A 26,946-nucleotide genomic window follows, 5' to 3' on the forward strand; every position below is an offset into this window, starting at 1 on the left:
ACCTTATGTAAAAGTCTCTCAACCATGAAGACCGAAAACCACGGGACTAGCCTACAGTATAAAGGCGTTTTTGGTCCTTGCATTGGTGCTGTGTGCCATTGTGCCACAGAACATCCGCTTAAATTAGCTGTCCTACCACAGCAATGATTTGATTTTATAAGGAGTTCTTGATGCAATTGTCCACTACCCACACCCTGGAAGGGTTTACCATCACCGAATATTGCGGCGTAGTTACCGGCGAGGCGATTCTGGGTGCCAATATTTTCCGCGATTTTTTTGCTGGTGTGCGTGATATCGTTGGTGGCCGTTCCGGTGCCTACGAGAAAGAGCTGCGCAAGGCACGTCAGCTGGCCTTTCAGGAGATGCAGGAGCAGGCCAAAGAACTGGGGGCTAACGCGGTAGTCGGCATCGATATCGATTATCAAACCGTGGGTAAAGATAGCACCATGCTGATGGTCAGCGTCAGTGGCACCGCGGTAAAAGTCAGCCGCTAAACGGGGATAACGTGAGATAACCAGGAAGTGAAATGAAAAATACCGAGCAGGGAAGCAGTGAACTGCAATTGAAAATCAGCCAACTAACCCAGGTGATGACCTGGTTGCTGATTGGGGGAGCCGCCACGCTGGGAAGGGTGTTGTTTAGTTTCTTTAGCGGCGAGTTCGATCCCATTTATGATTCGATTGAAGGCGCGCTAGGGGCGTCCTGCCTGGCGTCGTGGGGCAAGTGTTATTACGATAGACGCAAGCTGATGCAAACCTTGCAAGCGGCTGAGACTGTACCAGACTCGGTCATCCCCTGATGGCGGTGCATCACTGCGGAAAGGAGCATACTGTGGCCAAGTGGTTGTGGATCGCCGCCATTGGCGTTTTGACGGGGTGCCAACAGCAATCCACCAGCACGCTGGTGGATCACGGCAGCTATCAGTTGGAAACCCTGCATCAGGCACCGGGGGCCGATCAGCGTATTCGCTTCCTGGTGATGCATTACACCGCAGAAGACTTTCACTCCTCGCTGAAAACGCTGACGGACGAGCACGTCAGCGCCCATTACTTGCTGCCCGCCCATCCGCCACTGCAGGGCGGTAAACCGGTGGCGTATCAACTGGTGCCCGAAGAGCTGCGAGCTTGGCATGCGGGTGCCAGCAACTGGCGTGGGCGTACCAATTTGAACGATACCTCGATCGGTATTGAGATCGTCAACCGGGGCTTTACGCGTAACTTGCTGGAGACAGACTGGCAGCCTTATACGCCAGAGCAAATTGCGTTACTGATCCAACTTAGCCGCGATATTGTACAGCGTTACGCGCTGCAACCGACGGACGTGGTAGGGCATAGCGATATCGCCCCGCAGCGCAAACAGGATCCTGGTCCACTCTTCCCATGGCAACAGCTGGCGCAGGCAGGTATTGGTGCCTGGCCGGAAGAGCGGGAGGTGGAACGTTGCCTGGCAGGCCGTGATAAGCATGAGCCGGTGGCGATGGCATCACTGTTGGAAAAGCTGGCGCGCTACGGCTATGGCGTTGATCCTACATGGGATGCCAAGCAGCAGCGGAATCTGGTAGCGGCGTTTCAGATGCATTTCCGGCCCAGCGATTATCGCGGTGAGCCAGATGCAGAAAGCGAGGCGATTATAGAGGCGTTGCTAAGCAAATACGGAGCTATGCGCTAACGCCAAAAGAAATGCCCTCACGCTCTCCCACAGTGGATCGTTCGAGTTTGCTGAGATTATCTTTTTACTACCAAATGTGCAGGGACTAACAGCTCCCTCTCCCTGTGGGAGAGGGTTGGGGTGAGGGGGTTAGTTATAGCCCGTGCAGATTACCGTGCTCTTTCAACCAGCGAGCGGTACGGCTAATGCCTTCTTCAAGCGAAACCACGGGTTGATAACCCAGTTCCTGCTGTGCGCGAGTGGTGTTCAGCGTCAGATCGAAATTGAGCTTGGCGACGCTGTAATGGGTCAACACGGGTTCTTTATCGCTTTTACTGCCCAGCTTTTCCATGCCACGAGCCATCATATCGAGCATCGGGTAGGGCACCGAGCGGATGCGGCACTTCATGCCCAACTCATCGATCAACTGTTGCAGCACGGTGCGTAGCGTGCAGGCTTGCTGGTTGGAGATGTTGTAGGCCCGGCCAGAAGGAGTCTCTTCCTTCACGGTGGCCAGCCACATGGCGTGTACCGCATTATCCAGATAGGTCATATCGACCAGTGCATCCCCGCCACGCGGTAGCAGCAGGCTGCCGTAATGTTTGATCATATGCAGCAGGCGCGGCAGCATGATTTTGTCGTGTGGGCCAAATAGCCCCTGTGGGCGCAGGATGGTGAAATGGGTTTGCGGGTTGGACAGCGCCAACTGTTGCACCACCTGTTCCCCGGCGGCCTTGCTGCGGGCAAACTCGTTGGCATAACGAATCGGGCGGAAGTCTTCATCCACATTGCGGTGATGGTGATAATCAAAGTAAATTGCCGGCGACGAAATATGAATGAACCGTTCTACACCGTAGGCCGCAGCCCATTCCCCCAAACGGCGGGTAGCGCGGACGTTGGCCAGTTCGAAGGCTTCTTCCGTGCCCCATGGGGAAGTGAAACCGGAGCAGTGCCACAGCACGTCGACATCCGCCAGCATGGCTTTGGCCTGTGAAGAGATCAGGTTGGTGAGATCGGCATGGATGAATTCGGCACCCATTTTTTCCAGCAGGCAACCCATGGCCTGATTGCGCCCGGTGGCACGTACTTTTATGCCTTGGCGGCGGAGATATTCAACGGCGTTACGGCCTAACCCACTGGTTGCACCGGTGACCAATACCTTCATAACTCACTCTGTTCTCACCAAAAATCAGGATGCTGAGGGCGTTTTAGCGCGCCCCAGCAAATAAGGTGCCATTCTTTCGTGATTTTGTGCGCTATGCAATGAGAAAGGACCTAACCGCAGCAGCAAACTGTGCGGTTGATCGAGAATTCGACTAATGAGGACGCTGGTTATCGTACTCTTCGGCCAATTGGGCAATCCGTTTGGCCATGCCACGGAAAATAAACAGGTGGGCGGGCATCATGACAAACCAGTATAACAGCCCGCTGAAACCGGCAGGATGCCACCAGGCGCGGACATCGAGTTGGCGGCGATCGCCCAGGTCTTTGATGCTGAAGGTCAGGCGGCCAAGCCCCGGAGCTTTCATCCCGAACATCAATGCCAACTGCCGTAATGGCTTCTTGGTGATCACCTTCCAGCCATCGACCAGATCGCCGATTTCCAGGGTGTCACGCTGCGGTCGGCCATAAACGACGCCGTTGCCGATCATATCGTCCATGCGGGCGCGGATTTGCCACAGAATGTTGGCGTAGAAGTATCCCTCTTTACCACCCAACTGCTGCACGACGTGCCATAGCGCTTCGCTGGAAGCCTGGGTATCCACCTCACAGCCTGCATGTTTGGGGTAGAAACCATAACCGGGGCGCCAGCGGGCTCGGGCTTCAGGATCGTAACCCCAGTCGGCAGAGTCGACCACCTCGTCTTCGCGGCGTAGCGTTTCCTTCACGGCCTCATCAAAGGTTTGTAGTGGCTGTGGGATCAAGGCTTGCAGCGGTTTGCCATCGGCAGGTAAGTCATGGTTCAGCCCCTGAATGAGCGCGCTGGCAATCGAGGTTGGCACAGAGGTGATCATGCTGATAAACCATACAGAGATAAAGCGTGTCGGCAGCGGCACCGGGATCAGCCAGCGCTTTTTGCCGCTGATCTTGATAAAGCGCTCGAACAGGGTTTGGTAACTGATGTACTCCGGCCCGGCCACGTCAAAAATCCGGTTTTCCTGCGCCGGATGTTGCAGTAGCTCGGTCAGGTAAGTGAGCAGGTTATCCAGTGCGACCGGGGACGATTTTGACCGTACCCAACGCGGTGGCGTCAGGATCGGCAGGTTATAGACCATATCGCGCATAATTTCGAACGCGGCTGAACCAGGGCCAACCACGATACTGGCGCGCAATTCGGTGACGGGAATGCCGCTTTGACGCAGGATTTCGCCGGTCAGTTTACGGGCGATGAGGTGGGGGGAGCTATTGCCCTCTGGTTGCAGTGCGCCAAGGAAAATAACCTGTTTAACGTTGGATCCTCGCAAGGCATCGCGCAGGTTCTCCGCCGCCTGGCGTTCCTTTTCGATAAAATCATCGCCATCGCCCATGCCGTGGATCAGGTAGTAAACGGCATCGATCTGCCATAGCGCCGCCGTTAGCGTTTCTGGGCGATAGACATCCACGTAGCGGCAGCTTACGTGCGGCCAGTTTTGCTCTTCCAACCATTCTATACGGCGTGCTGCGGCGGTGATTTCGTGGCCCTGCTCGGTCAAACGGGGGATCAGGTGTTGGCCAATATAACCGCTGGCTCCAAGAACCAGAATACGTTGGGAGGTCATTGCGCTGCCTTAGTTTATTGATGTTAATGTGAGCATGAACGACAGGATGCCAAATTAGCGGGCTAAATGCACTTTATGTATGGGTATCAATGGTTGCATCTGCACGGAGGGCGGTTCACACTACGCGGCGATCAAGCAACGAGCCCATGCCCGATGAAAATCAATTCCCTGTGTTATTTGCTGCTGCTAATTGCTCTGGCTGGCAGCCTGTGTTTTCCCGCTCCGCTGTGGACGTGGTTGCTGCTGGTAAACTTGCTGACCCTGCTGATCTACGGAGCTGATAAGCTGGCCGCCTGCAAAAGTTGGCAACGGGTGCCGGAAATCACCCTGCTGCTGTTCGGCGTGCTGGGCGGTTGGATAGGGGCCATTATCGGGCAACGGATGTTCCGTCATAAAACACAGAAACAGCCGTTCAAAACCTATTTTATTCTCAGCGTAGTGCTGAACCTGCTGCTGATACTGGCTGTGGGTTACTGGCTCTATGGCCGGATGGTGGTTTGAGTTACCGCACTATGCGTCATTAAACGGGCGCCGCATGCGCCGCCCGTTGTCAACAATCTACGTTAAGGTTTCTTCTCGCCAACGACCACCGGTGCATATTCAACCGGCACCCACGCATAACCTTTGCCTTCGACGCGTACGTGGCCCAGGCCAGGGAACGGTAAGTGCGCTCCGCCAACCCACAGCTTGTTTTCAGCCGCATCGGCAAACACCTTCTGCCGGGTAGCGATCGCCTGTTTGGAGTCCGTGTCAAAGTCCACCGCGACTTCAGGTTTGGCAAACTGCAAAGAGTGGCTGTGGACGATATCCCCCCACAACAGCAGTTTCTGGCCGCCGGAGCTGAACAGGTAAGAGGTATGCCCAGGTGTATGGCCCGGTGTCGCTATCACCTCCAACCCAGGAAGTAACTGCTCCCCAGGGCTGTACAATTTCAGCTTGCCCTGTTCGGCATAAGGGGCCACTGCGTCCTGGGCCATTTTGAACATCGGCTGCGCGTCTTTCGGGGCTTTGGACGCTATCTTTTTACTCAGCCAATAATCGCCATCGGCCTTGGAGGCATAGACAGTAGCGTTAGGGAAGGCGGCTTTGCCCTGATCGGTGATGCCGCAGGCGTGATCGGGGTGCAGATGCGTCAGCAATATCATATCAACCTGCTCTGGCTGATAACCTGCCGCGCGCAGGTTGTTTTTGATAGCCCCCAAGGTTGGTCCAAAACACTGCGAGGTACCGGCATCGACCAAAACCAGATGCGTACCGGTATTCACCAGAAAAGCGTTAACCGCAGTCTGTATGCCTGACTTACTGTCGGTAAACATGCGGGCGAACAGCTTTTGCATATCCGGCTCGCTGACGCCGTGGAACAGCTTGGTCGCAAGGTGGGTATAACCGTCATACAGCGCTGTCACCTCCAGGTTACCCAACATCATGCGGTAATAGCCGGGAGCCTGTGTCTGCTGTTGGGCCGGCGCTGAGGCGGCGCTGGCTGGCAAGGTAAACATCATTCCACTGCTAGCGAGGGTGAGAGCTAATAACGTCTGGCGCAATTTATGACTCATAGATGATATCCCTTCAGGTTTTGAAACTAGGCTGAGATAACGGGTTTGGCGAGAACCGGGAAGCGGGGCCTCCCGGTGTTACTGCAAAAAAATCAAGCGTGCTGCTGCAAGAACTCCTGCCATAGGTCGACGACTTTTTGCAGATCCTGGCGGCTAACGTTCAGATGCGTCAGGATACGGGTTAACGGCCCGGCGCTGATCAACACACCACGTTCGCGCATCCAGGGGCCGAGCTTGGCCGCCAGCTCCGGGGATTGGCGCAGGTACAGCACGTTGGTTTGTGCGCCCGGTTCGGCAATATCTACGCCAATGTCACGTAGCTGTTGTTCGAGCCATTTGGCGTTGTCATGATCTTCTTTCAGCCGCTCGACGTTGTGCTCCAGCGCATAGAGCCCGGCCGCCGCCAGAATACCGGCCTGGCGCATTCCGCCACCGGTCATCTTGCGCCAGCGGTTGGCACGTTGAATAAACTCTTTGCTACCGCATAGCAGGGAGCCAACCGGTGCACCCAGGCCTTTTGACAGACAAATGGTGAAGGTGTCGCAATACTGGGCGAGGGTTTTCAGCGGTACGTTAAGTGCCACCGCCGCGTTGAAAATGCGCGCGCCGTCAATGTGCAGAGCAAGTTTGTGTTCACGGGTGAACTGCCAGGCCTGTTGCAGATATTCCAGCGGCAGCACGCGGCCGCTGATGGTATTCTCCAGACTCAGCAGACGAGTCTTGGCAAAGTGAATATCATCGGGTTTGATGGCGGCGGCGACTTTATCCAACGGCAGCGTGCCATCGGGATTGGCTTCGATCGGCTGCGGCTGAATGCTGCCCAGCACGGCGGCACCACCGGCTTCATATTTGTAGTTATGCGCCTGCTGGCCAACAATATATTCCTCACCACGCTGGCAATGGCTCAGCAGGGCTACCAGGTTGGCCTGGGTGCCGGTAGGCAGGAATAATGCCGCCTCTTTGCCAGAGAGTCTGACCGCTTCAGCCTGGAGGGCGTTGACGGTGGGATCGTCGCCATACACGTCGTCGCCGACGTCAGCCTGCGCCATGGCGGTGCGCATCTCTGCGCTAGGTTGGGTAACGGTGTCACTGCGTAAATCGATAAGCATACGGGTCCTTGGTAGCTGATGAGGAAGTGGCTTTCATCATAACCGGATTAGCGCGGGGCAAAAGCGGAAAATGCAGGGGACAACCAACTTCATTGCCCCCAGAAGCGATTAACGCAGCCAGTTGGTTTTAGCCAGTTCGACAACTTCATCACCCCGGCCATTGATGATGGCGCGCAGCATATACAGGCTGAACCCTTTAGCCTGTTCGAATTTAATCTGCGGCGGCATCGCCAGCTCTTGTTTGGCCGTGACCACGTCGAGCAAGGCCGGGCCAGGATGGGCCAGCATTTCCTGCAATGCCGCGTCCAGCTCGGAGGCCTTTTCTACCCGAATGCCTTTGATGCCTGCCGCATTGGCGATAGCGGCAAAATCCGGGTTGTGCAGATCGGTGCCGTCGGTAAGGTAGCCACCGGCCTTCATCTCCATTGCCACAAAGCCCAGCACGCTGTTATTGAATACCACCACCTTGACCGGCAGCTGCAACTGCGCCAGCGACAGAAAATCCCCCATCAGCATGGTGAAGCCACCGTCACCGCACATGGCGATCACTTGCTTATCCGGTTCGGTGGCCTGGGCACCAATCGCCTGCGGCATGGCGTTGGCCATTGAGCCATGGTTGAACGAACCGAGCAGGCGGCGTTTGCCGTTCATTTTCAAATACCGAGCTGCCCACACCGTCGGCGTGCCGACATCGCAGGTGAAGATGGCGTCATCCGTGGCTGAGTTGCTGATTTGCTGTGCCAGATATTGTGGGTGGATCGGCTGGTCATCGTTAGCTGTAGCCAATCCGTCGAGATCTTTACGCGCTTCCCGGTAATGTTCCAGCGCCTTATCCAGGAATTTGCGGTCGCTCTTGGCTTGCAATTGCGGCAGCAAGGCGCTGAGCGTCGTTTTGATATCGCCCATCAGCGCCATATTAACCGGACAATGAGCGCCGATGCTGCCGGGGTTGATATCAATCTGAATGATATTGGCATTGCTAGGATAAAACGCCCGATAAGGGAACTGAGTGCCTAGCAGCACCAAGGTATCCGCGTTCATCATGGCGTGGTAGCCGGAGGAAAAACCGATCAGCCCGGTCATGCCGACGCTGTAAGGGTTATCCCATTCGATGTGCTCTTTACCGCGTAGGGCGTGCACAATCGGGGCCTGCAGCAGTTCGGCCAGTTTGACGACTTCGTCATGCGATCCGGCGCAACCGCTGCCGCACATCAGGGTGATATTTTTGGCGCTGTTCAGCGTTTCTGCCAGCTTCTGTAGTTCGCTCATTGGTGGCTGCATCAGTGGGTGCGCAGGCGTATGCCACACCATGCTGGCATCTTCTGGCGCCATTTGCAGGGCGACATCTCCAGGCAGCACGATCACTGAGACACCCCGGTTGAGGATCGCTTTGCGCATGGCGATCTCAAGCACTCGCGGCAGTTGCTCTGGATTGGACACCAGCTCGCAGTAGTGGCTGCATTCGCGGAACAACTCTTGCGGGTGAGTCTCCTGGAAGTAGCCGCTGCCGATCTCGCTGGAAGGAATATGGGCGGCGATAGCCAGCACCGGGACGTGATTGCGGTGGCAATCGAACAGGCCGTTGATCAGGTGCAGGTTGCCCGGGCCGCAGGAGCCTGCGCAGACCGCCAGTTGGCCGGTGAGCTGCGCTTCGGCACCGGCGGCAAAGGCGGCGACTTCTTCGTGGCGGGTGCCCATCCAGGCGATGGTTCCCATCCGGTGTAGGCTGTCACTCAGGCCGTTGAGCGAATCGCCGGTGACGCCCCAGATCCGTTTTACACCCGCCTGTTCAAGCGTTTTGGCGATCAGCGTGGCTACTGTTTGCTTCATCGTTCCTCCAGTCATTATCCAAAATGAGGGGTACTCGCCCGATTAAAGGCAAACAGGAAGTGTAGAAGGGCATCAGGGAATACGCTTACCGATATGTGCCCCATCGGGAAGATGGGGCAAAGCTTCAGGCGAGGGTGACGTCACTTTGTAGCTGGCAGCTACAGGCTAGCACGTAACCCTGCTCGATTTCCGCCGGGGTTAACGTCATGGTGCTGGTGGTGGTGTATTGGCCGTCGATAATACGGGTTTTGCACGAGCCGCAAACGCCAGCCCGGCAGGCGGCATTGACCGGTAATTTATGGGCTTCTAAAGCGGCGAGCAAGGTGCTGCCGACCGGTACGCGGAATTCACGCAGCGGCTGACCGATGCGCAATGTTAATTGTTCGTTTTTCCCATCATCCAGCTCTGCCGAGGTGTGGAACTGTTCCTGATGGAAGTTGGCAGCGGGGACACCGAGCGCCAGACAAAGCTGCTCAACCTGTTGCATGTAAGGGGCAGGGCCGCAAGTCATCACGGTGCGTGAGCTGATGTCCGGCGCGGCCTGTTGCAACACTTGCTCATTGATGCGGCCAGACAGGAAGCCGGGCTGCGCATCCTGCTCTGCCATCAATGTCAGTTGCAATTGCGGATGGGCGGCGTATAGCCGTTGCCATTGTTCGGCAAAAATCACATCGGCCGGGGTGCGGACGTTAAAGATCACCCGGATATCGCATTGCGGCTTGTTCACCACCAGCCAGCGGCACATCGACATGATCGGCGTGACGCCACAGCCGGCAGCCAGCATCAGGTAGCGATCGCTGGGGTGTTGCACGCAGCTGAATTCTCCCTGGGCGTCTGATAACCAGAGCGTTTGGCCCGGTTTGACCTCTTGCGTCAGCCAGCGTGAGCCAGCGCCATCCGCCAGGCAACGTACACTGATGCTGATAAAAGGACTCAGGCCGGGCGAAGAGGAGAGGGTATAGGCTCGCAGCGTGTCTGCACTGTCGCGAATGCTGACCAATGCAAACTGACCGGGCTGATAAGGATAAAAGTCGTTATTGATCAGGTTCAGCGTCCAGACGTCGGCGGTTTCCTGTTGCAGCGAGTGCACCTGCATCGGGTTGGGGCAAAGTGGGCTGGGTTGGCTCATGGGGCACCTCAAAACAAACGGGGCCGCCGCGATGGGCAGCCCCGGAACAACGGCCTTAGCCGAGAAGGGTTTGCATATCCTGCTCTACGGTGGTGACCGAACGCAGGCCGAATTTTTCATTCAGCACCGCCAACAGATTGTCGGTCAGGAAGGCCGGGGCGCTTGGGCCGGTGACGATATTTTTCACCCCTAGCGACAGCAGCGTCAGCAGAATGACGATCGCTTTCTGCTCGAACCACGACAGCACCAGGCTGAGCGGCAGATCGTTGACCGTGCCACCGACTTTCTCGGCGAGTTTGACCGCCAGCATCACGGCGGAGTAGGCATCGTTACATTGGCCAACGTCCAGCAGGCGCGGTAGCCCTTCCAGCGTGCCGAAGTCCAGCTTGTTGAAGCGGTATTTACCGCACCCCAGCGTCATGATCAGGCAATCTTGCGGCACGCTGCGGGCAAAATCGGTGAAATAGCTGCGTTCGTCACGGCTGCCGTCACAGCCACCCACCAGAAATACGTGGCGCAGTTTTTTCTGTACTACCAGATCAACCACGGTATCGGCGGCGCTGAGCAGTACCTGGCGGCCAAAACCGACGGTGATCAGTTGTTCGATTTCGCTATAAGGGAAGCCAGCCAACTGCTGAGCTTGAGCGATCACGGTGCTGAAATCATCCCCTTCCAGATGGTTGACACCAGGCCAGCCAACGATGCTACGCGTCCAGATGCGATCGCCATAGTTGCCGACGTTCGGATCGATAATGCAGTTGGAGGTCATGACGATCGAACCCGGGAATTTGGCAAATTCGGTCTGCTGATTTTGCCAGCCGCTGCCGTAGTTACCCACCAGGTGTGGGAATTTTTTCAGCTCTGGATAGCCATGGGCCGGTAACATTTCGCCGTGGGTATACACGTTGATGCCGGTGCCTGCGGTCTGTTCCAGCAGCAAGCGCAGATCTTTCAGATCGTGGCCGGAGATCAGGATCGCCTTGCCTGCCACTGGACGCACGTTGACCGTGGTCGGTTGTGGGTCGCCAAAGGCACCGGTTTCGCCGCGATCCAGAATAGCCATCACGCTGAAGTTCATTTTGCCGATGGCCATCGAGTTGTTCAGCAGGGTGTCCAGATCGCTCGGTTGGGTACCCAGCCAGGCCATGAAGGCGTGGTAATCGGCATAGATCTGGTTGTCGAACTGGCCCAGCACATGGGCATGCTCCATATAGGCGGCGGCCCCTTTCAGGCCATACAGGCACAGCATCCGCAGGCCGTGGATATCGTCGCCTACCTCGGCTTTATCTTTATTGAGGGCAAACTGCGCAGCCTGTTGCAACAGCGCAGGCATATCGTTGCCGGCCAGTTGCAGCTGGGCCAGCGGATGATCGACCTGCACGCTGGCGTCGAGCAAGCGGCAGCGAACCGCCAGCGAGTCACGCAGGGCAATGGTGTCACGTGCATAGCCGATAATGCGTTCGGAATCGAAGTTAACGTTGGTCAGCGTAGAGAAGAAGGCGCGTGGGGAGAAACTGTCGACATCATGATCGATAATACCCAATGCACGCGCCTGCAAGGCCCAGGCAGAGAGCCCTTGCAGCGCCGCTATCAACAGATCCTGCAGGTCGGAGGTTTCTGCCGTTTTGCCGCACATCCCTTGAGCGTAGGAGCAGCCGTTACCTGCCGGTGTCCGGATGGTTTGTTCACATTGCACACAGAACATAATCGCTTCCTTTTTTAAAGTTGCATTTATAATGCTTGTTTTGAAGCATAGATCGATGACGCAACCTTAAAAAGGCTTTTTTGATACAACTTTAACAAAGTTTGATTTAGAACAAGTTGGCGTGTGGATGGGAATTATTACGCTTTGACAGCAGGCGCGGCGAGCCGCGCCCGTGGGCGTCAGGAGAACAGGGCGATTAACACTGGAGCCAACAGGCTCAGCAAGAATCCGTGCACGATGGCGGGAGGCACCATTTCTATCCCGCCGCTGCGTTGCAGAACCGGCAGGGTGAAATCCATCGAAGTGGCACCACATAAACCTAACGCAGAGGAGCGACTACGGCGCACCAGCGTAGGGAGCAGCATTATTGCCACCAGCTCACGAGCCAGATCGTTGAAGAAGGCGGCGCTGCCCATCACTGGGCCATAGGCGTCGGTGATCAGGATGCCGGAAAGGGAGTACCAGCCAAAACCCGAAGCCATCGCCAAACCGGCTTTCAGCGGCAACCCCAGCAGCAGTGCGGCCACTGCACCACCCGCCAGCGAACTGAGCGCCACCACCACGGCGACCATCATGCCACGGCGATTGAGGGCAATCTGGCGTAGCGTCATCCCACTGTTGCGTAACTGTGCGCCCACCAGAAGCAACAGAAACAGCAGGGCATATTCACTGCCTTGGCCAGCAAATTGCAGCCAGTGCCACTGGGTGAGTCCCAAGGCAAAGCCACCCACCACCACTCCACAGAGCTTCAGGGATTCCAACGCCATATGCAGGCGTGAAGGCAATGTTTCTTGCTTGTGAGTACTGTGCCAGGGGCGGCGGCGTTCAAACAGCGATAACCACAGAAGATTGGCGCAGAAAATGCACAGAAAAAACACCAGGGTGTACTGAAAGATCAGCATCAGGTTGCTGCTGAGGTTTTCCAGGAATGCCAGGCTGATCCCCATAATGAACAGGATCACATACACCATCCAGCTCAGCAGCCGGTTAATGGCCCGGATCAGGGTGACGCTACGCAAGGGGACAAGATAACCGACAATCAGCGGTATCAGTATAATCAGCAGTCCTGAATACATGTGAAACTAGCGTCCTTTAAGTTGGGATAATACGGCAAACCCCACACGCTAACCAAAATGGGCGGCGGAGTAAAGTGGCGGATTTACGCGGTTTGCAGCACGCGGTGGTAATGTCTGCTTGACCTGTAATGGCTTTATTGCTCATCCTCAAGGTATCAGGCGAATAAAGGAGTCAGCAGATGTACCTGGAGCGTATTGAGATTGTAGGATTCCGCGGTATCAACCGGCTTTCACTGACGCTGGATGATAATACCGTGCTACTTGGGGAAAATGCCTGGGGCAAGTCCAGCCTGCTGGACGCCATGACCTTTTTGCTGGCCCCCGAACAGACGCTGTATCGCTTTGAAGCCAAAGATTTTTACTTCCCGCCTGGCGACGAAGCGGCCAAAGATCGTCATTTGCAGATTATCTTCACTTTTTGTGAAAAGGATACCGGCCATGCGCATCTGCCGCGCTATCGCCATCTTTCGCCGCTTTGGTCGAAGGGGGAAGATAACCTGAGCCGCATTCACTACTGCTGTGTGGGAGAATTAGACGATGATGGCACGGTATGCACCTGGCGGCGTTTTCTTGATGCCGAGGGCAACGCCTTGCACCTGCACCATATCGATCAACTGGTGCACGCTCTGATCCGTATTCATCCGGTGCTGCGGCTGCGTGATGCGCGCTTTATTCGCCGCCTGCGGCCCAGCTCACTCAGCGATCGTCTCCCTGCCGATAACGAAGCCTTGGCACAGCAGTTGGATCAACTGACGCGCGAACTGGTGCGCAATCCGCAAAAGTTGACTAATGCCGAACTACGGCAGGGCCTGGCGGCGATGCAGCAACTGCTTGAACACTATTTTGCCGAGCAAGGTTCGCAGATTGCCGGGCCTCGCCATCGTCGCCAACCGGAACAACAGGCGTGGCGATCGCTAGACAGCATCAACCGCATGATTGCCGAACCTAACAGCCGCAGCATGCGACTGATCCTGCTGGGGATGTTCTCTACGTTACTGCAGGCCAAGGGAAACGTAAAACTCGATCCCCATGCACGGCCATTATTGCTGGTAGAAGACCCGGAAACGCGCTTGCATCCCATCATGCTGTCGGTAGCCTGGGGGTTGCTCAACCAGATGCCGTTGCAGCGTATTACCACCACCAACTCCAGCGAGCTGGTGTCGCTGGTGCCGGTGGAGCATATTTGCCGCCTGGTGCGCGAATCGGCCCGGGTTGCCACCTATCGCCTCGGGCCAAAGGGGCTAAGTGCGGAGGACGGGCGGCGCATTGCGTTCCATATCCGCTTTAACCGGCCCGCCTCGCTGTTTGCCCGCTGCTGGCTGCTGGTGGAAGGGGAAACCGAGGTCTGGCTGCTTAACGAACTGGCGCGCCAGTGTGGCTATCGTTTCGAGTCCGAAGGTGTGCGGGTCATTGAGTTTGCCCAATGCGGGCTGAAACCCTTGCTGAAGTTTGCCCGGCGCATGGGCATTGAATGGCACGCCCTGGTGGATGGCGACGAAGCCGGGAAGAAATATGCCAATGCCGTGCGCAGCATGCTGGATAACCACGAGGATAACGAGCGCGATCGTTTGACCGCACTGCCTGCGCCGGATATGGAACATTTCATGTATCGGGAGGGATTCAGCTCGGTTTATCACCGGGTGGCTTCGGTACCGCTAAAGGTACAGATGCCGGTGCGTAAGGTGATCCTCAAGGCGGTGCATCACACTTCAAAACCCGATCTGGCGATTGAGGTGGCCATGCAGGCCGGGGCGTGGGGCACCGACTCGGTGCCACCGTTGTTGAAGAAAATGTTCTCCCGCGTGATGTGGCTGGCGCGGGGCCGGGCGGATTAACAAAAGTGTTTGCTAATCCCCTCTTGAAGCTCATCCAGTAACTGGTAACGGCGGCGATATTCCGCGCGTTTTTTGCTGGCGATGGTTTCCATCGGCTTGCGGCCAATGCGCTCGGGTAACAGGAAATAGCCGTTATCGAGTTGCTTGCCGCCCATGGAAAGCCAGAACTGATCGTAATCGGCATGCAGCTGGCTTTTCTTTTTGTGGTGGTAGCGCCAGTTCTGGTAAATATGGGTGGTGTTGCCTACCGCGATCAACTGCCGGATCCCCAGCTGTTGGGCCAGGTGGCAAATGCCTTCCAACACCAGGCGTTTTGGAAACAGGCCGTGGCAGGCTTTGGTCGTATTCTGGATCTCAGCGTGCGGCACCGTGGAGTTGGCGCCTTGCATACCGCCGATAAATAACGTGGGTTGTTGCTGGTAATTCATCAAGGTGAAGGTCATTTCAGCCAGCATGATCCCTTGGCTATTGCGCAACAGCAGGGTCGTTTCACCCTCTTTATTCAAGTGGTCCAGAGAGGCCAGTTGCAGGCAGATCTGCTCGCCATTTTTGTCCTGTGCACGGCTTAAGGTAAAGGGATGGCTACCCAGTTGGCCGAGGTGCACCTTCAGCGGCATGCGTTGAGAGAGCAGATCGTAGTGATCGCGCAGGGCAAAAAGACGGTCGATGCGGCTCATGTTGTTCGCCAGATAGGGGCGATGTAGTTTGCAGGGTAGATTGGGTTGTGCGCTTAAAATCTCATCCAGCAGCGGGTTGGCGGCCAGCGTATTGAGCAGGCTGCGAGTCGTGGGCCAGCACAGTAGCGAACGGCCAAGAAACTTAAGGCGGAATGACGTTTTTTTCCAGGCATTGCTGGGCACTTTCTCGCCGTTGATCAGTGCCGTCATCAGTTGGCTGGCCGGTTTGGCCGATATGAGTGGATAGCTGAGCTGAGACATGATGAAATCCTGGTCTGTGTCTAAATGACTATTTCATCAAGGCTTCACTAAACAGAAGTTCAATACGGTACGGCAAAATTGCCTTGCTCGAAATACGTTGAGCCTTGGTTTAGTTATCGGAAACGCAACATGCTAATTTACTTGGGTTGCCATGGTTGGCAGCCTGAGAATGACAGGAAATAGGTAGGAACAAACATTGACGTGGTTATTCAAAAGTAAGAAACGTGGGTTGCTGGTGTGCGCCGTTCTGGTGGTGCTTGCCGTTGTGGCTTATTGGCACTTTAGCCATCCGGCTCCGGTGGAGTTTAAAACCGTCAAGGTCGCTAAACGCGATCTGGAGCAAAGCGTATTGGCAACCGGCCAACTGGACGCGGTGCGTAAGGTTGATGTGGGGGCTCAGGTCAGCGGACAGTTGGAAAGCCTGAAGGTCGAGATTGGCGATAAGGTGCAAAAAGGCCAACTGCTCGGCATTATCGATCCCGAACAGGCACAAAACAGCATTCGCGAAGGCGAAGCCACGCTGCAGCAACTGCAAGCCCAGCTGCAACAGGCTTTGGCAGAGCAACAACTTGCGGCGGTGACCTTGCAGCGTAACCGCGAACTGGCCAAGGTGCAGGCGGTGTCGCGCCAGGATCTGGATAAATTCACCACTGAGCTGGCGGTAAAAAAAGCGCAGGTTGAAACCACCAGAGCGCAGATCGCCAAAAATCAGGCCAGCCTGGATACCGCCAAGATCAATCTCGCTTATACCCGTATCGAAGCGCCGATGGACGGTGATGTGGTGCAGATCACCACCTTGCAGGGCCAGACGGTGATCGCCGCGCAGCAAGCGCCCAACATTCTGACGTTGGCAGACATGAGTAGCATGATGGTGAAGGCCCAGGTTTCCGAGGCGGACGTGATCCACCTCAAGCCGGGGTTGAAAGCCTGGTTTACCGTGCTGGGCGATCCGAGCAAACGTTTTGACGGCGAGCTGAAAGACATTCAGCCCACGCCAGAGAAGGTCAACAATGCCATTTTCTATTATGCGCGTTTCGAAGTGCCAAACCCACAGGGCTTGCTGCGTCTGCAAATGACCGCGCAGGTGCATATTCAACTGGCTGGCGTCAGCGATGCGCTGGTGATCCCGCTGGCGGCATTGGGGGATCAGATCGCCGATAACCGTTACCACATTTCGGTACTGAAACAGGGCAAGGAAGAGAAGCGCGAAGTTACGATCGGCATTCGCAACAATGTGGATGTGCAGATTGTCAGTGGGTTGCAGGCCGGTGAAGAAGTGATTGTCAGCCGCGGCGGCGCGGAGGCCAGCTGATGACGGCACTGTTAGAACTGAGTGATATCCGGCGTAGCTACCTCTCCGGCGACCAGACCATAGACGTGCTGAAAAACGTCAGTCTGCGCATTAACGCTGGTGAGATGGTGGCGATTATGGGGGCTTCTGGCTCCGGTAAATCGACGCTGATGAACATTCTCGGCTGCCTGGACAAGCCCAGCGCCGGGACTTACCGTGTGGCCGGGCAGGATGTGGCAACGCTTGATGGCGATGCGCTGGCCCAGCTACGGCGCGAGCACTTTGGCTTTATCTTCCAGCGCTATCATCTGCTACCCCATCTGAGTGCGGCGCATAACGTGGAGGTGCCTGCGGTTTATGCCGGGCTGGGCAAGGCAGCACGGCGCGAAAGGGCGGCGGCCTTGTTGCAACGTCTGGGGCTGGGGGAACGTATAACCTACCGGCCAAGCCAGCTTTCGGGGGGGCAGCAGCAGCGTGTCAGTATTGCGCGGGCTTTGATGAACGGTGGTCAGGTGATCCTGGCGGATGAACCGACCGGTGCGCTCGACAGCCATTCCGGTGAAGAGGTGATGACGATCCTCAAGCAACTGCGCGAGCAGGGGCACACGGTGATTATCGTCACGCACGATCCGGCGGTAGCACAGCAGGCAGAGCGGATTATCGAAATCCGCGACGGCGAAATCATCGCCGACTCTCGGCCACAGGCGCAGGGTAACCTGCAGGCCAAAATGCTGGATATGGCTGCGCCAGCGCCTTCCTGGCAGCAGGTAGCTGGCCGTTTCCGTGAGGCGTTGGTGATGGCTTGGCGTGCTATGGCAGCCAACAAGATGCGCACGGCGTTAACCATGTTGGGGATCATCATCGGCATTGCCTCGGTGGTCTCGATCCTGGTGATCGGCGACGCGGCCAAGCAGATGATCCTGGCAGACATCAAATCCATTGGCACCAACACCGTGGACATCTATCCCGGCAAAGACTTTGGTGATGACGATCCCAGCTTCCGCCAGGCGTTGAAGTATGGCGATCTAAGCGCGTTGCGTGAACAACCCTATGTCAGTGCGCTTTCGCCGAATATCAGCAGCAGCATGCGGCTACGGTTTGGCAATATTGATGTGGCTGCCAACGTCGCGGGCGTCGGTGAACAATTTTTCCGAGTTTACGGCATGACGCTTTCCCAGGGGGTAGGTATCGATGCCCTACAGGTGCAATCCCAGGCGCAGGTGGTGGTGATCGACGCCAATACCCAGCGGCGGCTGTTCCCGCATAAAAAAAACGTGGTGGGTGAGGTGATCCTGATCGGCAATATGCCAGCCACGGTGGTTGGTGTGGCCAAGGAAAAGCAGTCGATGTTCGGCAGCAGCAAGGCGCTGAGCGTATGGGTGCCCTATAGCACGATGGCCAATCGCCTGATGGGCAATGACTATTTTGACTCGATCACCGTGCGTATCCGTGAGGGCTATAACAGCCAGGAAGCGGAACAGCAGTTGACGCGGTTGCTGACGCTGCGCCACGGCAAGAAAGACTTCTTCACCTACAACATGGACAGCCTGGTGCAAACCGCGGAGAAAACCACCCGCACGCTGCAACTGTTCCTGACCCTGGTGGCGGTGATTTCGCTGGTGGTTGGCGGGATTGGGGTGATGAATATCATGCTGGTCTCGGTAACGGAAAGGACGCGTGAAATCGGCATTCGCATGGCGGTGGGGGCGCGCTCTGGCGATGTCCTGCAACAGTTCCTGATCGAGGCGGTGCTGGTCTGCCTGGTGGGGGGCGCGCTGGGGATCGCGCTGTCGTTCGCGATTGGCCTGCTGGTGCAATTGGTGATGCCGGGCTGGCAGATCAGCTTCCCGCCGGTCGCCTTGCTAAGTGCGTTCTTGTGTTCAACCGGTATTGGCGTGGTGTTCGGCTATCTGCCGGCACGCAGTGCTGCTCGCTTGAATCCGATTGACGCCTTGGCGCGCGAGTAACGGCAAAAATAAAATGCCAGCCGTATGGCGGCTGGCATTTTGAGTTGACAGTGCAGAAGTGGCTGAAGGGGAGCGTTTAGGCCATTGCCTCGCTTTCCAGCGGCATAATCAGGCTCGCGTGGTTCCCTTTCGGCCCTTGATGTACGTCGAACCTGACCTGTTGGCCCGCTTTCAACGTTCGGTAGCCATCCATTTTAATTGTTGAATAATGCGCGAAGATATCTTCACCGCCGCCTTCCGGGCAGATAAAGCCGAACCCTTTGGCGTTATTGAACCATTTAACAGTACCCGTCTCCATGTTGCTACATCCCTCGCAATGCTATTTTTAAAATGAGATGAATAACTGATCCAGGTGAGTACCAACTGGTCAAAAGACCAACAACTCACAAAATTACACTCTAGAGCAAATGATCAACACGTCAAGGGATCGGCCAATGACCGCGTCGGGCAGTTCACCAAAGTTTGAAGTAGTTAACGCTATTGACATGGTTTGGTAACAAATTGTGGCCGCGATAAGGGTGATTAATCGCGTTGTGCTGCGGCACGTTAACCGCGAAGATGGTAAAATAGTCTTGATACTCCCGTTTGAATAACCCGAACATGGCCCCATATACTGAGGCATGGCAGAGAAGATGAGCAGCAATGGGCAATAGCAACGATTGGCTAAATATTGAACACTTGGCCGAAGAAAAACAAATCGATGCGGTAAAACCGCCGTCAATGTATAAAGTTATACTTAACAACGACGATTACACACCGATGGAATTTGTGATTGACGTTCTGCAAAAGTTCTTTTCTTATGATATTGAACGTGCAACGCAACTGATGCTCACGGTCCACTATCAAGGCAAGGCGATCTGCGGTGTTTTCACCGCTGAGGTCGCGGAAACCAAGGTGGTCCATGTGAACCGTTACGCAAGGGAGAATGAGCATCCGTTGCTCTGTACGCTGGAAAAAGCCTGAAAAGGCAATCTATTGGGGAGGTGCCTATGCTCAATCAAGAATTGGAACTCAGTCTCAACATGGCTTTCGCCAGAGCGCGCGAGCACAGACATGAGTTTATGACCGTGGAGCACCTGTTGCTGGCGTTACTCAGCAACCCTGCCGCGCGCGAAGCGCTCGAGGCTTGTACGGTGGATCTGGCCGCGTTACGCCAGGAGCTGGAAGCCTTTATCGAACAAACCACACCAACGCTGCCCACCAGCGAAGAGGAGCGCGACACTCAGCCGACGCTCAGCTTCCAGCGTGTACTGCAGCGTGCGGTATTCCACGTGCAGTCCTCCGGCCGGAGCGAAGTGAGCGGTGCCAACGTGTTGGTGGCGATCTTCAGCGAACAGGAGTCCCAGGCGGCATACCTGCTGCGTAAACACGACGTCAGCCGTCTGGACGTGGTGAACTTCATTTCACATGGTACACGTAAAGATGAGCCGGGCCAGGCACCTAATGCGGAAAACCCGGTAAACGAAGAGCAGCCTGGAGGGGAAGACCGTATGGAAAACTTCACCACCAACCTCAACCAACTGGCCCGCGTCGGCGGTATCGATCCGCTGATTGGCCGTGACCGTGAACTGGAGCGCGCCATTCAGGTGCTGTGCCGCCGCCGTAAAAACAACCCGCTGCTGGTGGGGGAATCCGGCGTAGGTAAAACCGCCATTGCCGAAGGGCTGGCCTGGCGGATCGTGCAGGGCGACGTGCCAGAGGTGATGGCAGACTGCACCCTCTATTCGCTGGATATTGGCTCATTGCTGGCGGGCACCAAATACCGTGGCGATTTCGAGAAGCGCTTCAAGGCGCTGCTCAAACAGCTGGAGCAGGATAAGAACAGCATCCTGTTTATCGACGAAATTCACACCATCATCGGTGCCGGTGCGGCTTCCGGTGGGCAAGTGGATGCCGCCAACCTGATCAAACCGCTGCTGTCGAGCGGCAAGATCCGGGTGATTGGTTCCACCACCTATCAGGAGTTCAGCAATATTTTCGAAAAAGACCGTGCGCTGGCGCGTCGCTTCCAGAAAATAGACATTACCGAGCCGACGCCGGAAGAGACCATTCAGATCATCAATGGTCTGAAAACCAAGTATGAAGCGCACCATGATGTGCGTTACACCGCTAAAGCGGTTCGTGCTGCGGTAGAGCTGTCGGTGAAATACATCAACGACCGTCATCTGCCGGACAAGGCAATCGACGTGATCGATGAGGCTGGTGCGCGTAGCCGGTTGCTGCCGGTGAACAAGCGTAAGAAAACGGTCAACGTGGCGGATATTGAATCCGTGGTCGCACGTATTGCGCGTATCCCGGAAAAGACCGTCTCTGCCAGCGATCGCGACGTGCTGAGAAGCCTGAGCGACCGCCTGAAAATGCTGGTGTTTGGCCAGGATCCGGCCATCGAGGCGCTGACCGAAGCGATCAAGATGAGCCGTGCCGGTCTGGGCCAGGATCGCAAGCCGGTGGGGTCCTTCCTGTTTGCCGGGCCGACCGGGGTAGGGAAAACCGAGGTTACCGTGCAGCTGGCGAAGGCGCTGGATATCGAATTGTTGCGGTTTGATATGTCCGAATATATGGAACGTCATACCGTCAGCCGTCTGATTGGCGCACCTCCGGGCTACGTCGGTTACGACCAGGGTGGCCTGCTGACCGATGCGGTGATCAAACATCCGCACGCGGTGGTCCTGCTGGATGAAATCGAGAAAGCGCACCCGGACGTGTTCAACCTGCTGTTGCAGGTGATGGACAACGGGACGCTGACCGATAACAACGGCCGTAAAGCAGACTTCCGTAACGTGATCCTGGTGATGACCACCAACGCCGGGGTACGTGAAACCGAACGCAAATCGATTGGCCTGATCGAACAGGACAACAGCATCGACGCGATGGACGAGATCAAGAAGGTGTTTACGCCAGAATTCCGTAACCGTCTGGACAACGTCATCTGGTTCAACCATCTGTCTCCTGCGGTGATCCAGCAGGTGGTCGACAAGTTTATCGTCGAACTGCAGGCGCAACTGGATGCGAAAGGCGTGTCGATGGAAGTGAGCGACGAAGCGCGCGACTGGCTGTCTGTGAAAGGCTATGACCGTGCTATGGGCGCTCGTCCAATGGCGCGTGTGATGCAGGAAAGCCTGAAAAAACCGCTGGCCAACGAACTGCTGTTTGGCTCACTGGTGGACGGCGGCTCGGTGAAAGTCGAGCTGGACGCAGACAAGAAACAGCTGACTTACCACTTCCTCAGCGCGCAGAAGCGTAAAGCGGATGAAGGTGCGGTGCACTAAGCGGTAGGCTGGTAACGAAAAAGCGATGCCTTGGCATCGCTTTTTTTATACGTGAATTTCACGGACTACGAAATTGAACCAGGTCGGGGCGAACAGGTTCGCCTCCAACAAAATGAGTGAGCCCTCTCAGTTTACCTGCGCCAACACAACTCGGTGGAGAACGTTGCTGCGGGGGTAAACGGAAAGGGCTCTTTTGAGGGATCACATCCTCGGTGTCGCCAGTGGCTGGCGACGGGTGAGCCGATTAACGGCTACGGAAGACAATGCGGCCTTTGCTCAGGTCGTACGGGGTCAGCTCTACAGTGACTTTGTCACCCGTCAGGATGCGGATATAGTTTTTGCGCATTTTACCGGAGATATGAGCGGTAACCACGTGCCCGTTTTCCAATTCAACACGGAACATGGTGTTCGGCAGCGTATCAAGAACGGTGCCCTGCATTTCAATATTGTCTTCTTTGGCCATCGAATCCTCTAGGTGTAACTACCTTAGTTTTTAACCGGCAAGATAATGCCGAAAAACCCACATTATGTAAAGGAGTGTCGGTGAACAATGCACCGATTCCACAAAATTAGTCAGTTTGGGAGGGCAGTTCAACCAGCTGTGGGGGTATGACTTGCGCTGTCCAGCATTCCGGCGCTAACACCCTGCGCTGAAGGTTGCTCAACTGCTGCAAAAATTGGCGGCGGGGAATTTCTCTCGCTCCAAGCCGGGCAGTGTGAGCGTTAAGCACCTGACAGTCAACCAATTCTCCTCCATAAGCGGCAAAATGGCGGCAAAACGCCCATAAAGCACACTTTGATGCGTTGGTGGTGCGGCTAAACATCGATTCACCGCAGAACAGCGCTCCCTGGGCGATACCGTACAGGCCGCCGACCAGCTCTTCCCCCTGCCACACCTCAATGGAATGGGCGTGCCCAAGGTGATGCAGTTGTAAATAGGCACGCTGTACCTCCTCGCCGATCCAGGTGCCTTCATCGGGGCGGTATGCACAGGCGGCGATCACGGCGGCAAAATCATGATTGAGGGTAATGCGGAACGGCGGGTTGCGCAGGAATCGCTTGAAGCTGCGGCTGACATGGTAATCCGTTGGGAACAGCACCGCCCGAGGGTCCGGTGACCACCATAGGATGGCTTCCCCAGGCGAATACCAGGGGAAGATCCCGCGCTCATAGGCTGCCAGCAGCCGCGCAGGCGTCAAATCGCCACCGATGGCCAGCAGTCCGTTAGGATCGTGCAGGGCGGCCTCTGGTGAGGGAAACGCTACAGACTGCGATGACAGCTTAACAATGCGCATAAAACCTCTTAGCGTCGCCCACAGGCGGTTCTACAGCGATAGATTACTGATACGTTGGTGGAATTGGGCGTAACGGCCAGGCTGGCGCATTAGCGCCGCGTGGCTGCCTTGTTCCACGATACTGCCACCGTCCATCACGCAGATGCGATCGAAATGCTCCAGCCCATAGAGTCTGTGAGTCACCAGAATTAATGTCTTGCCGCGACAATGCTGGCGGAGCAGGGCCAGGATCTGTTGTTCGGTTTCGGCATCCAGCCCTTCGGTTGGCTCATCAAGCAGCAATAGCGGGGCTTGATGCAGCAGGGCACGGGCAATGCCCAGACGGCGTTGCTCACCGCCGGAAAGCTGGCGGCCACCTTCACCCAGCCAGGCATTCAGCCCCTCATTTTCCAGCAGCTTATCCAGACCAACTTGTTGCAGTGCGAGGTTTAAGTCCTCATCGCTGGCCGCAGGTGCGGCGATACGCAGGTTTTCACGCAGCGTGCTGCTGAAGATATGCACCCGCTGGCTCACTACCGTAGTCATGGCGCGCAGCGTAGCTTCATCATAGCTGGCCAATGGTTGGCTGTTGAGCAGAATTTGGCCGCCGTCGGCATTCCAGGCGCGGGTCAGCAATTGCAATAGGGTCGATTTACCACAGCCGGTACGGCCCAACAGCGCAATGTGCTCTCCAGCGGCGATGTTCAGCGTCACGTTGTTCAACACCGGCAGCGGCTGGTCGGGATAGGTGAAAGACACCTCGCTCAGTTGCAGTTCTGCGCCCGGCTGTGAAGCTGGGCCACTGGCAGGGAAGGTGACTTCCGGTTGCTGATCGATGATCTGCTTGACCCGGGTCGCCGAAGCGATCACCTGGCCCAGATGTTGGAACGCGGCGGCGACGGGCATCATGGCTTCAAAAGAGGCCAGGGCGGCAAAAGCAAACAGGGCAATCAGGGCCCCGGGTTGGGTATCGCCACCGATCCCCGCAGCGGCAAGCCACATCAATAGCGTGACGGTGAGGCCACTTGCCAGGATCATCAGCGCCTGGGCAATCCCCCCAAGTGAAGCCTGTTGCCACTGACGGCTCTGCCAGCGCTGTTCGGTTGCGTTGAGCTTATGCCGGAAACTGTCCAGCGCACCAAACACCACCAGTTCGGCCTGCCCCTGGAGCCAGGCGGTCAGGTCGGTGCGGTACTGGCTGCGTAACAGGGTCAACTCTTCCCCGATGGGCTTACCTGCGCGATAGAAGACCGGCGGAACGGCCAGCAACAGCAATAACAATATTCCGCCCAGCGTCAGGGCTAACGGAACATCCAGCCAACTGAGGCCGAAGGTGACTACCACAATCACCACCGCAGCGCTGACCATTGGCGAGATAACGCGTAGGTAGAGGTGATCTAGCGTATCAACGTCGGCAACCAGGCGGTTAAGCAGCTCAGCCTGACGGAAGCGGGCAATACCACCCGGTGACAGCGGCAGGATCTTGCGGAAGGTAAATACCCGCAGATGGGACAACACGCGGAAAGTGGCGTCATGGCTGACGACCCGTTCTGCATAACGCCCGGCGGTACGGAAGATTGCCGCGCCCCGTACGCCAGCGGCCGGTAGCATGTAGTTGAAGGTATACAACCCCGCCAACCCGGCTAGCGAAGAGGCGGCCAGGAACCAGCCGGACAGCGCCAGCAGGCCGATACTGGCCAGCAGGGTGACGATAGCCAGCACGATACCCAGTAAAATCAGAAACGTGTGGCGGCGATACAACGCCAGGAATGGCAGCAAAACGCGCATGATTATAGCTCCCCGCTGCGGTGTGCAATCAGTTTGGCAAACAGACCGGGCTGGGCGCTCAGCGTGGCGTAGTTGCCCTGCTGCACGATTTTGCCGCTGTCCATCACCCAAATCTGGTCATAATCTTCGGTATCTTCCAACTGGTGCGTGACCAACAGCGTGGTCTGCTGATGGGAGGCAGCATTCAGCGCCTGCATCACCAAACGTTCGCTGTGAGCGTCCAGGCTGGCCGCAGGTTCATCTAGTAACAGCAAGCGGCGGGGGCTGAGCAGTGCTCGCGCCACGGCCACACGCTGAGCTTGCCCAACGGAAAGGCGGGCAGCGCCATCGCCCAGATCGGTTGCCAATCCCTTCGGTAAATGCGGCAGGAATTCACTGACGTAAGCCTGTTCGACGGCCTGCTGCAATTGGGTTTCGCTGGCCTGTGGGTAGCCGAGCAGAATATTGTCCCGCAGAGTTTGGGCTGGCAGATGGGGGTTTTGCCCCACCCAGCCCAGTTGCTGACGCCAGTTAACCGCATCCAGCTCGCGCAGTTCGATGCCGTTGATCAGCAACGAGCCACGATAGGGCAGGAAGCCCAGCAGCAGATTCAACAACGAACTTTTCCCCGCACCGCTAAGCCCGACTAAGGCAATGCGCCGGTTGGCAGGCAAGGTAAAATCAAGGGGGCCTGCAAGCACTACCCCATTGGGCGAGAGGATTTCCAACTGCTGTGCCCGTATGGTCAGTGGTTCTTCGCTATTTAGCGTTTGAGAGCCATTGCCAACCTGCTCGCCCTCGGCGGCCAGGAAGGTTTCCAGCGCTTCGGCAGCGCCCACGGCCTGGGCTTTGGCATGGTAAAAGGCGCCCAGATCGCGCAGCGGTTGGAAAAACTCCGGTGCCAGGATCAGCACCAGAAAACCGGCAAACAGCGTTACGCCCATGCCATAGCTGCCAAAGTCCAGTTCACCGAGGTAGGAGAAGCCAAAATAGACCGCCACCACGGCGATGGAAATCGAGGCGAAGAACTCCAGCACGGCGGAGGAGAGGAAGGCCAGACGCAGCACTTCCATGGTGCGCTGGCGAAAATCTTCTGAGGATTTGGCAATGTGATCGGTTTCCGCCTGGCCGCGATTAAACAGACGCAGGGTATCCAGGCCGCGCAGGCGATCGAGGAAATTGCCGCTGAGCCTTGCCAGCGCGACAAAGTTACGGCGATTGGCATCGGCCGCACCCATACCGACCAGTGCCATAAACAGCGGGATCAGTGGGGCGGTAGCCAGCAGGATAAACCCGGCCGCCCAGTTGATCGGGAAGACGGTGATCAGGATCAGCACTGGGATAAACACGGCCAAATACATTTGCGGCAGATAGCGGGAATAGTAATCCTGCATATCCTCAATCTGCTCAACGATGATGCTGGCCCAGCTCCCGGCGGGCTTGCCCTGGATCCAGGCGGGGCCAAGCTGTTGCAGCTTATCCAGCACCTGCGAACGCATACGCTGGCGAATGACCTGCCCGCAGATGAAGCCAACCCGTTCGCGCAGCCAGCTCAGGAAGGCGCGAAGGGCAAAGGTGGCGGCCAACCAGATAAACGACGAAACCAGTTCGCCACGGGGCTGATGTTCAATAATCAGCGCATGGAGCAGTGAGGCCAACAGCCAGGCCTGGGCGACGATCAAAATGCCGCTTGCCAGGCCTAACAGCATGGATAAACGTAGCCAACGCTGCGCCAACGTACTCTGTGTTTTGAGCCAACGGGTTAACTGGTGCTGTCTGGTTTTTTTCATCAGG

Annotated in this window: 23 protein-coding genes; 9 read left to right on the plus strand and 14 right to left on the minus strand. The window is 56.5% G+C overall.

Annotated features, from left to right (window positions below):
- Positions 1–170 precede the first annotated feature (170 nt).
- Genes KGP16_RS09600 through KGP16_RS09610 form a run of 3 tightly spaced genes read left to right on the plus strand, consistent with a single transcriptional unit; the run spans position 171 to position 1,668 of the window.
- The gene (locus tag KGP16_RS09600; protein WP_021804966.1) at positions 171–494 is read left to right on the plus strand and encodes a heavy metal-binding domain-containing protein; all 324 of its coding nucleotides are present in this window, start codon (positions 171–173) and stop codon (positions 492–494) included.
- Between the two features lie 32 nt (positions 495–526).
- Positions 527–799, plus strand: a complete 273-nt coding sequence (locus KGP16_RS09605; RefSeq protein WP_021804965.1) for a hypothetical protein — start codon at positions 527–529, stop codon at positions 797–799.
- A gap of 32 nt (positions 800–831) precedes the next feature.
- Complete coding sequence (locus KGP16_RS09610) at positions 832–1,668, plus strand: N-acetylmuramoyl-L-alanine amidase (protein ID WP_223501245.1); 837 nt, start codon at positions 832–834, stop codon at positions 1,666–1,668.
- Between the two features lie 133 nt (positions 1,669–1,801).
- On the opposite strand, the gene KGP16_RS09615 is transcribed toward KGP16_RS09610, so the two are convergent.
- Entirely contained in the window at positions 1,802–2,812 is a 1,011-nt protein-coding gene (locus KGP16_RS09615) for an NAD(P)-dependent oxidoreductase (protein ID WP_037375026.1), read from the minus strand.
- A gap of 151 nt (positions 2,813–2,963) precedes the next feature.
- Complete coding sequence (locus KGP16_RS09620) at positions 2,964–4,406, minus strand: DUF2867 domain-containing protein (RefSeq protein ID WP_059200370.1); 1,443 nt, start codon at positions 4,404–4,406, stop codon at positions 2,964–2,966.
- A 153-nt stretch (positions 4,407–4,559) separates the two neighbouring features.
- On the opposite strand from KGP16_RS09620, the gene KGP16_RS09625 reads away from it, so the two are divergent.
- A complete protein-coding gene (locus KGP16_RS09625) occupies positions 4,560–4,907 on the plus strand; it encodes a DUF1294 domain-containing protein (RefSeq protein WP_179246428.1) in 348 nt (115 codons plus the stop codon).
- Between the two features lie 62 nt (positions 4,908–4,969).
- Here KGP16_RS09625 and KGP16_RS09630 read toward each other — a convergent pair whose 3' ends face one another.
- The 6 genes from KGP16_RS09630 to KGP16_RS09655 all read right to left on the minus strand — a co-directional run bounded on the left by KGP16_RS09630 (position 4,970) and on the right by KGP16_RS09655 (position 12,811).
- Positions 4,970–5,962, minus strand: a complete 993-nt coding sequence (locus KGP16_RS09630; RefSeq protein WP_021804962.1) for an MBL fold metallo-hydrolase — start codon at positions 5,960–5,962, stop codon at positions 4,970–4,972.
- Between the two features lie 92 nt (positions 5,963–6,054).
- Entirely contained in the window at positions 6,055–7,071 is a 1,017-nt protein-coding gene (gene ltaE, locus KGP16_RS09635) for a low-specificity L-threonine aldolase (protein ID WP_223501246.1), read from the minus strand.
- A 108-nt stretch (positions 7,072–7,179) separates the two neighbouring features.
- Positions 7,180–8,901, minus strand: a complete 1,722-nt coding sequence (poxB, locus tag KGP16_RS09640; protein WP_024486199.1) for a ubiquinone-dependent pyruvate dehydrogenase — start codon at positions 8,899–8,901, stop codon at positions 7,180–7,182.
- Between the two features lie 124 nt (positions 8,902–9,025).
- Positions 9,026–10,030, minus strand: coding sequence for an NADH oxidoreductase (gene hcr, locus KGP16_RS09645; protein WP_223501247.1), 1,005 nt, complete (start codon positions 10,028–10,030; stop codon positions 9,026–9,028).
- Between the two features lie 55 nt (positions 10,031–10,085).
- Complete coding sequence (gene hcp, locus KGP16_RS09650; RefSeq protein WP_209522306.1) at positions 10,086–11,735, minus strand: hydroxylamine reductase; 1,650 nt, start codon at positions 11,733–11,735, stop codon at positions 10,086–10,088.
- 179 nt (positions 11,736–11,914) lie between these two features.
- Positions 11,915–12,811 (minus strand): lysine exporter LysO family protein, encoded by an 897-nt coding sequence (locus KGP16_RS09655; RefSeq protein ID WP_059200376.1) that lies wholly within the window; start codon positions 12,809–12,811, stop codon positions 11,915–11,917.
- Between the two features lie 179 nt (positions 12,812–12,990).
- Between KGP16_RS09655 and KGP16_RS09660 the strand changes: the two genes are divergently transcribed.
- Positions 12,991–14,646: an ATP-dependent endonuclease gene (locus KGP16_RS09660; RefSeq protein ID WP_021804956.1), complete on the plus strand. Its 1,656-nt coding sequence runs from the start codon at positions 12,991–12,993 to the stop codon at positions 14,644–14,646.
- On the opposite strand, the gene KGP16_RS09665 is transcribed toward KGP16_RS09660, so the two are convergent.
- Positions 14,643–15,584, minus strand: coding sequence for a VirK/YbjX family protein (locus KGP16_RS09665; protein ID WP_059200377.1), 942 nt, complete (start codon positions 15,582–15,584; stop codon positions 14,643–14,645). The two genes, KGP16_RS09660 and KGP16_RS09665, sit on opposite strands and share 4 nt — an antisense overlap.
- Before the next feature lie 196 nt (positions 15,585–15,780).
- Between KGP16_RS09665 and macA the strand changes: the two genes are divergently transcribed.
- Positions 15,781–16,896, plus strand: coding sequence for a macrolide transporter subunit MacA (macA, locus tag KGP16_RS09670; RefSeq protein ID WP_024486524.1), 1,116 nt, complete (start codon positions 15,781–15,783; stop codon positions 16,894–16,896).
- Complete coding sequence (gene macB, locus KGP16_RS09675) at positions 16,896–18,842, plus strand: macrolide ABC transporter ATP-binding protein/permease MacB (protein WP_218519533.1); 1,947 nt, start codon at positions 16,896–16,898, stop codon at positions 18,840–18,842. The genes macA and macB overlap by 1 nt, the downstream gene beginning before the upstream one ends.
- 76 nt (positions 18,843–18,918) lie before the next feature.
- Here macB and cspD read toward each other — a convergent pair whose 3' ends face one another.
- Entirely contained in the window at positions 18,919–19,140 is a 222-nt protein-coding gene (gene cspD, locus KGP16_RS09680; RefSeq protein WP_021804952.1) for a cold shock-like protein CspD, read from the minus strand.
- 344 nt (positions 19,141–19,484) lie between these two features.
- On the opposite strand from cspD, the gene clpS reads away from it, so the two are divergent.
- Both clpS and clpA read left to right on the plus strand, forming a co-directional pair.
- On the plus strand, positions 19,485–19,805 hold the full coding sequence (clpS, locus tag KGP16_RS09685) for an ATP-dependent Clp protease adapter ClpS (protein WP_021804950.1): 321 nt from the start codon (positions 19,485–19,487) through the stop codon (positions 19,803–19,805).
- A 26-nt stretch (positions 19,806–19,831) separates the two neighbouring features.
- The gene (clpA, locus tag KGP16_RS09690) at positions 19,832–22,111 is read left to right on the plus strand and encodes an ATP-dependent Clp protease ATP-binding subunit ClpA (protein WP_024529873.1); all 2,280 of its coding nucleotides are present in this window, start codon (positions 19,832–19,834) and stop codon (positions 22,109–22,111) included.
- 244 nt (positions 22,112–22,355) lie between these two features.
- Here the strand turns inward: clpA and infA are convergent, their stop codons facing one another.
- The 4 genes from infA to cydD form a co-directional block, all read right to left on the minus strand.
- Positions 22,356–22,574 (minus strand): translation initiation factor IF-1, encoded by a 219-nt coding sequence (gene infA, locus KGP16_RS09695; protein WP_002211347.1) that lies wholly within the window; start codon positions 22,572–22,574, stop codon positions 22,356–22,358.
- Positions 22,575–22,680: 106 nt separating this feature from the next.
- Positions 22,681–23,406 (minus strand): leucyl/phenylalanyl-tRNA--protein transferase, encoded by a 726-nt coding sequence (gene aat, locus KGP16_RS09700; protein WP_223501248.1) that lies wholly within the window; start codon positions 23,404–23,406, stop codon positions 22,681–22,683.
- A gap of 30 nt (positions 23,407–23,436) precedes the next feature.
- Positions 23,437–25,173 carry a cysteine/glutathione ABC transporter ATP-binding protein/permease CydC gene (gene cydC / locus KGP16_RS09705; protein WP_223501249.1) on the minus strand — a complete coding sequence of 579 codons (1,737 nt, stop codon included), beginning with the start codon at positions 25,171–25,173 and terminating at the stop codon, positions 23,437–23,439.
- 2 nt (positions 25,174–25,175) lie between these two features.
- Positions 25,176–26,942, minus strand: a complete 1,767-nt coding sequence (gene cydD / locus KGP16_RS09710) for a cysteine/glutathione ABC transporter permease/ATP-binding protein CydD (RefSeq protein ID WP_021804946.1) — start codon at positions 26,940–26,942, stop codon at positions 25,176–25,178.
- Between the last annotated feature and the right edge of the window lie 4 nt (positions 26,943–26,946).

The sequence above is a fragment of the Serratia sp. JSRIV006 genome (assembly GCF_019968685.1).
GTDB lineage: Bacteria > Pseudomonadota > Gammaproteobacteria > Enterobacterales > Enterobacteriaceae > Chania > Chania fonticola_B.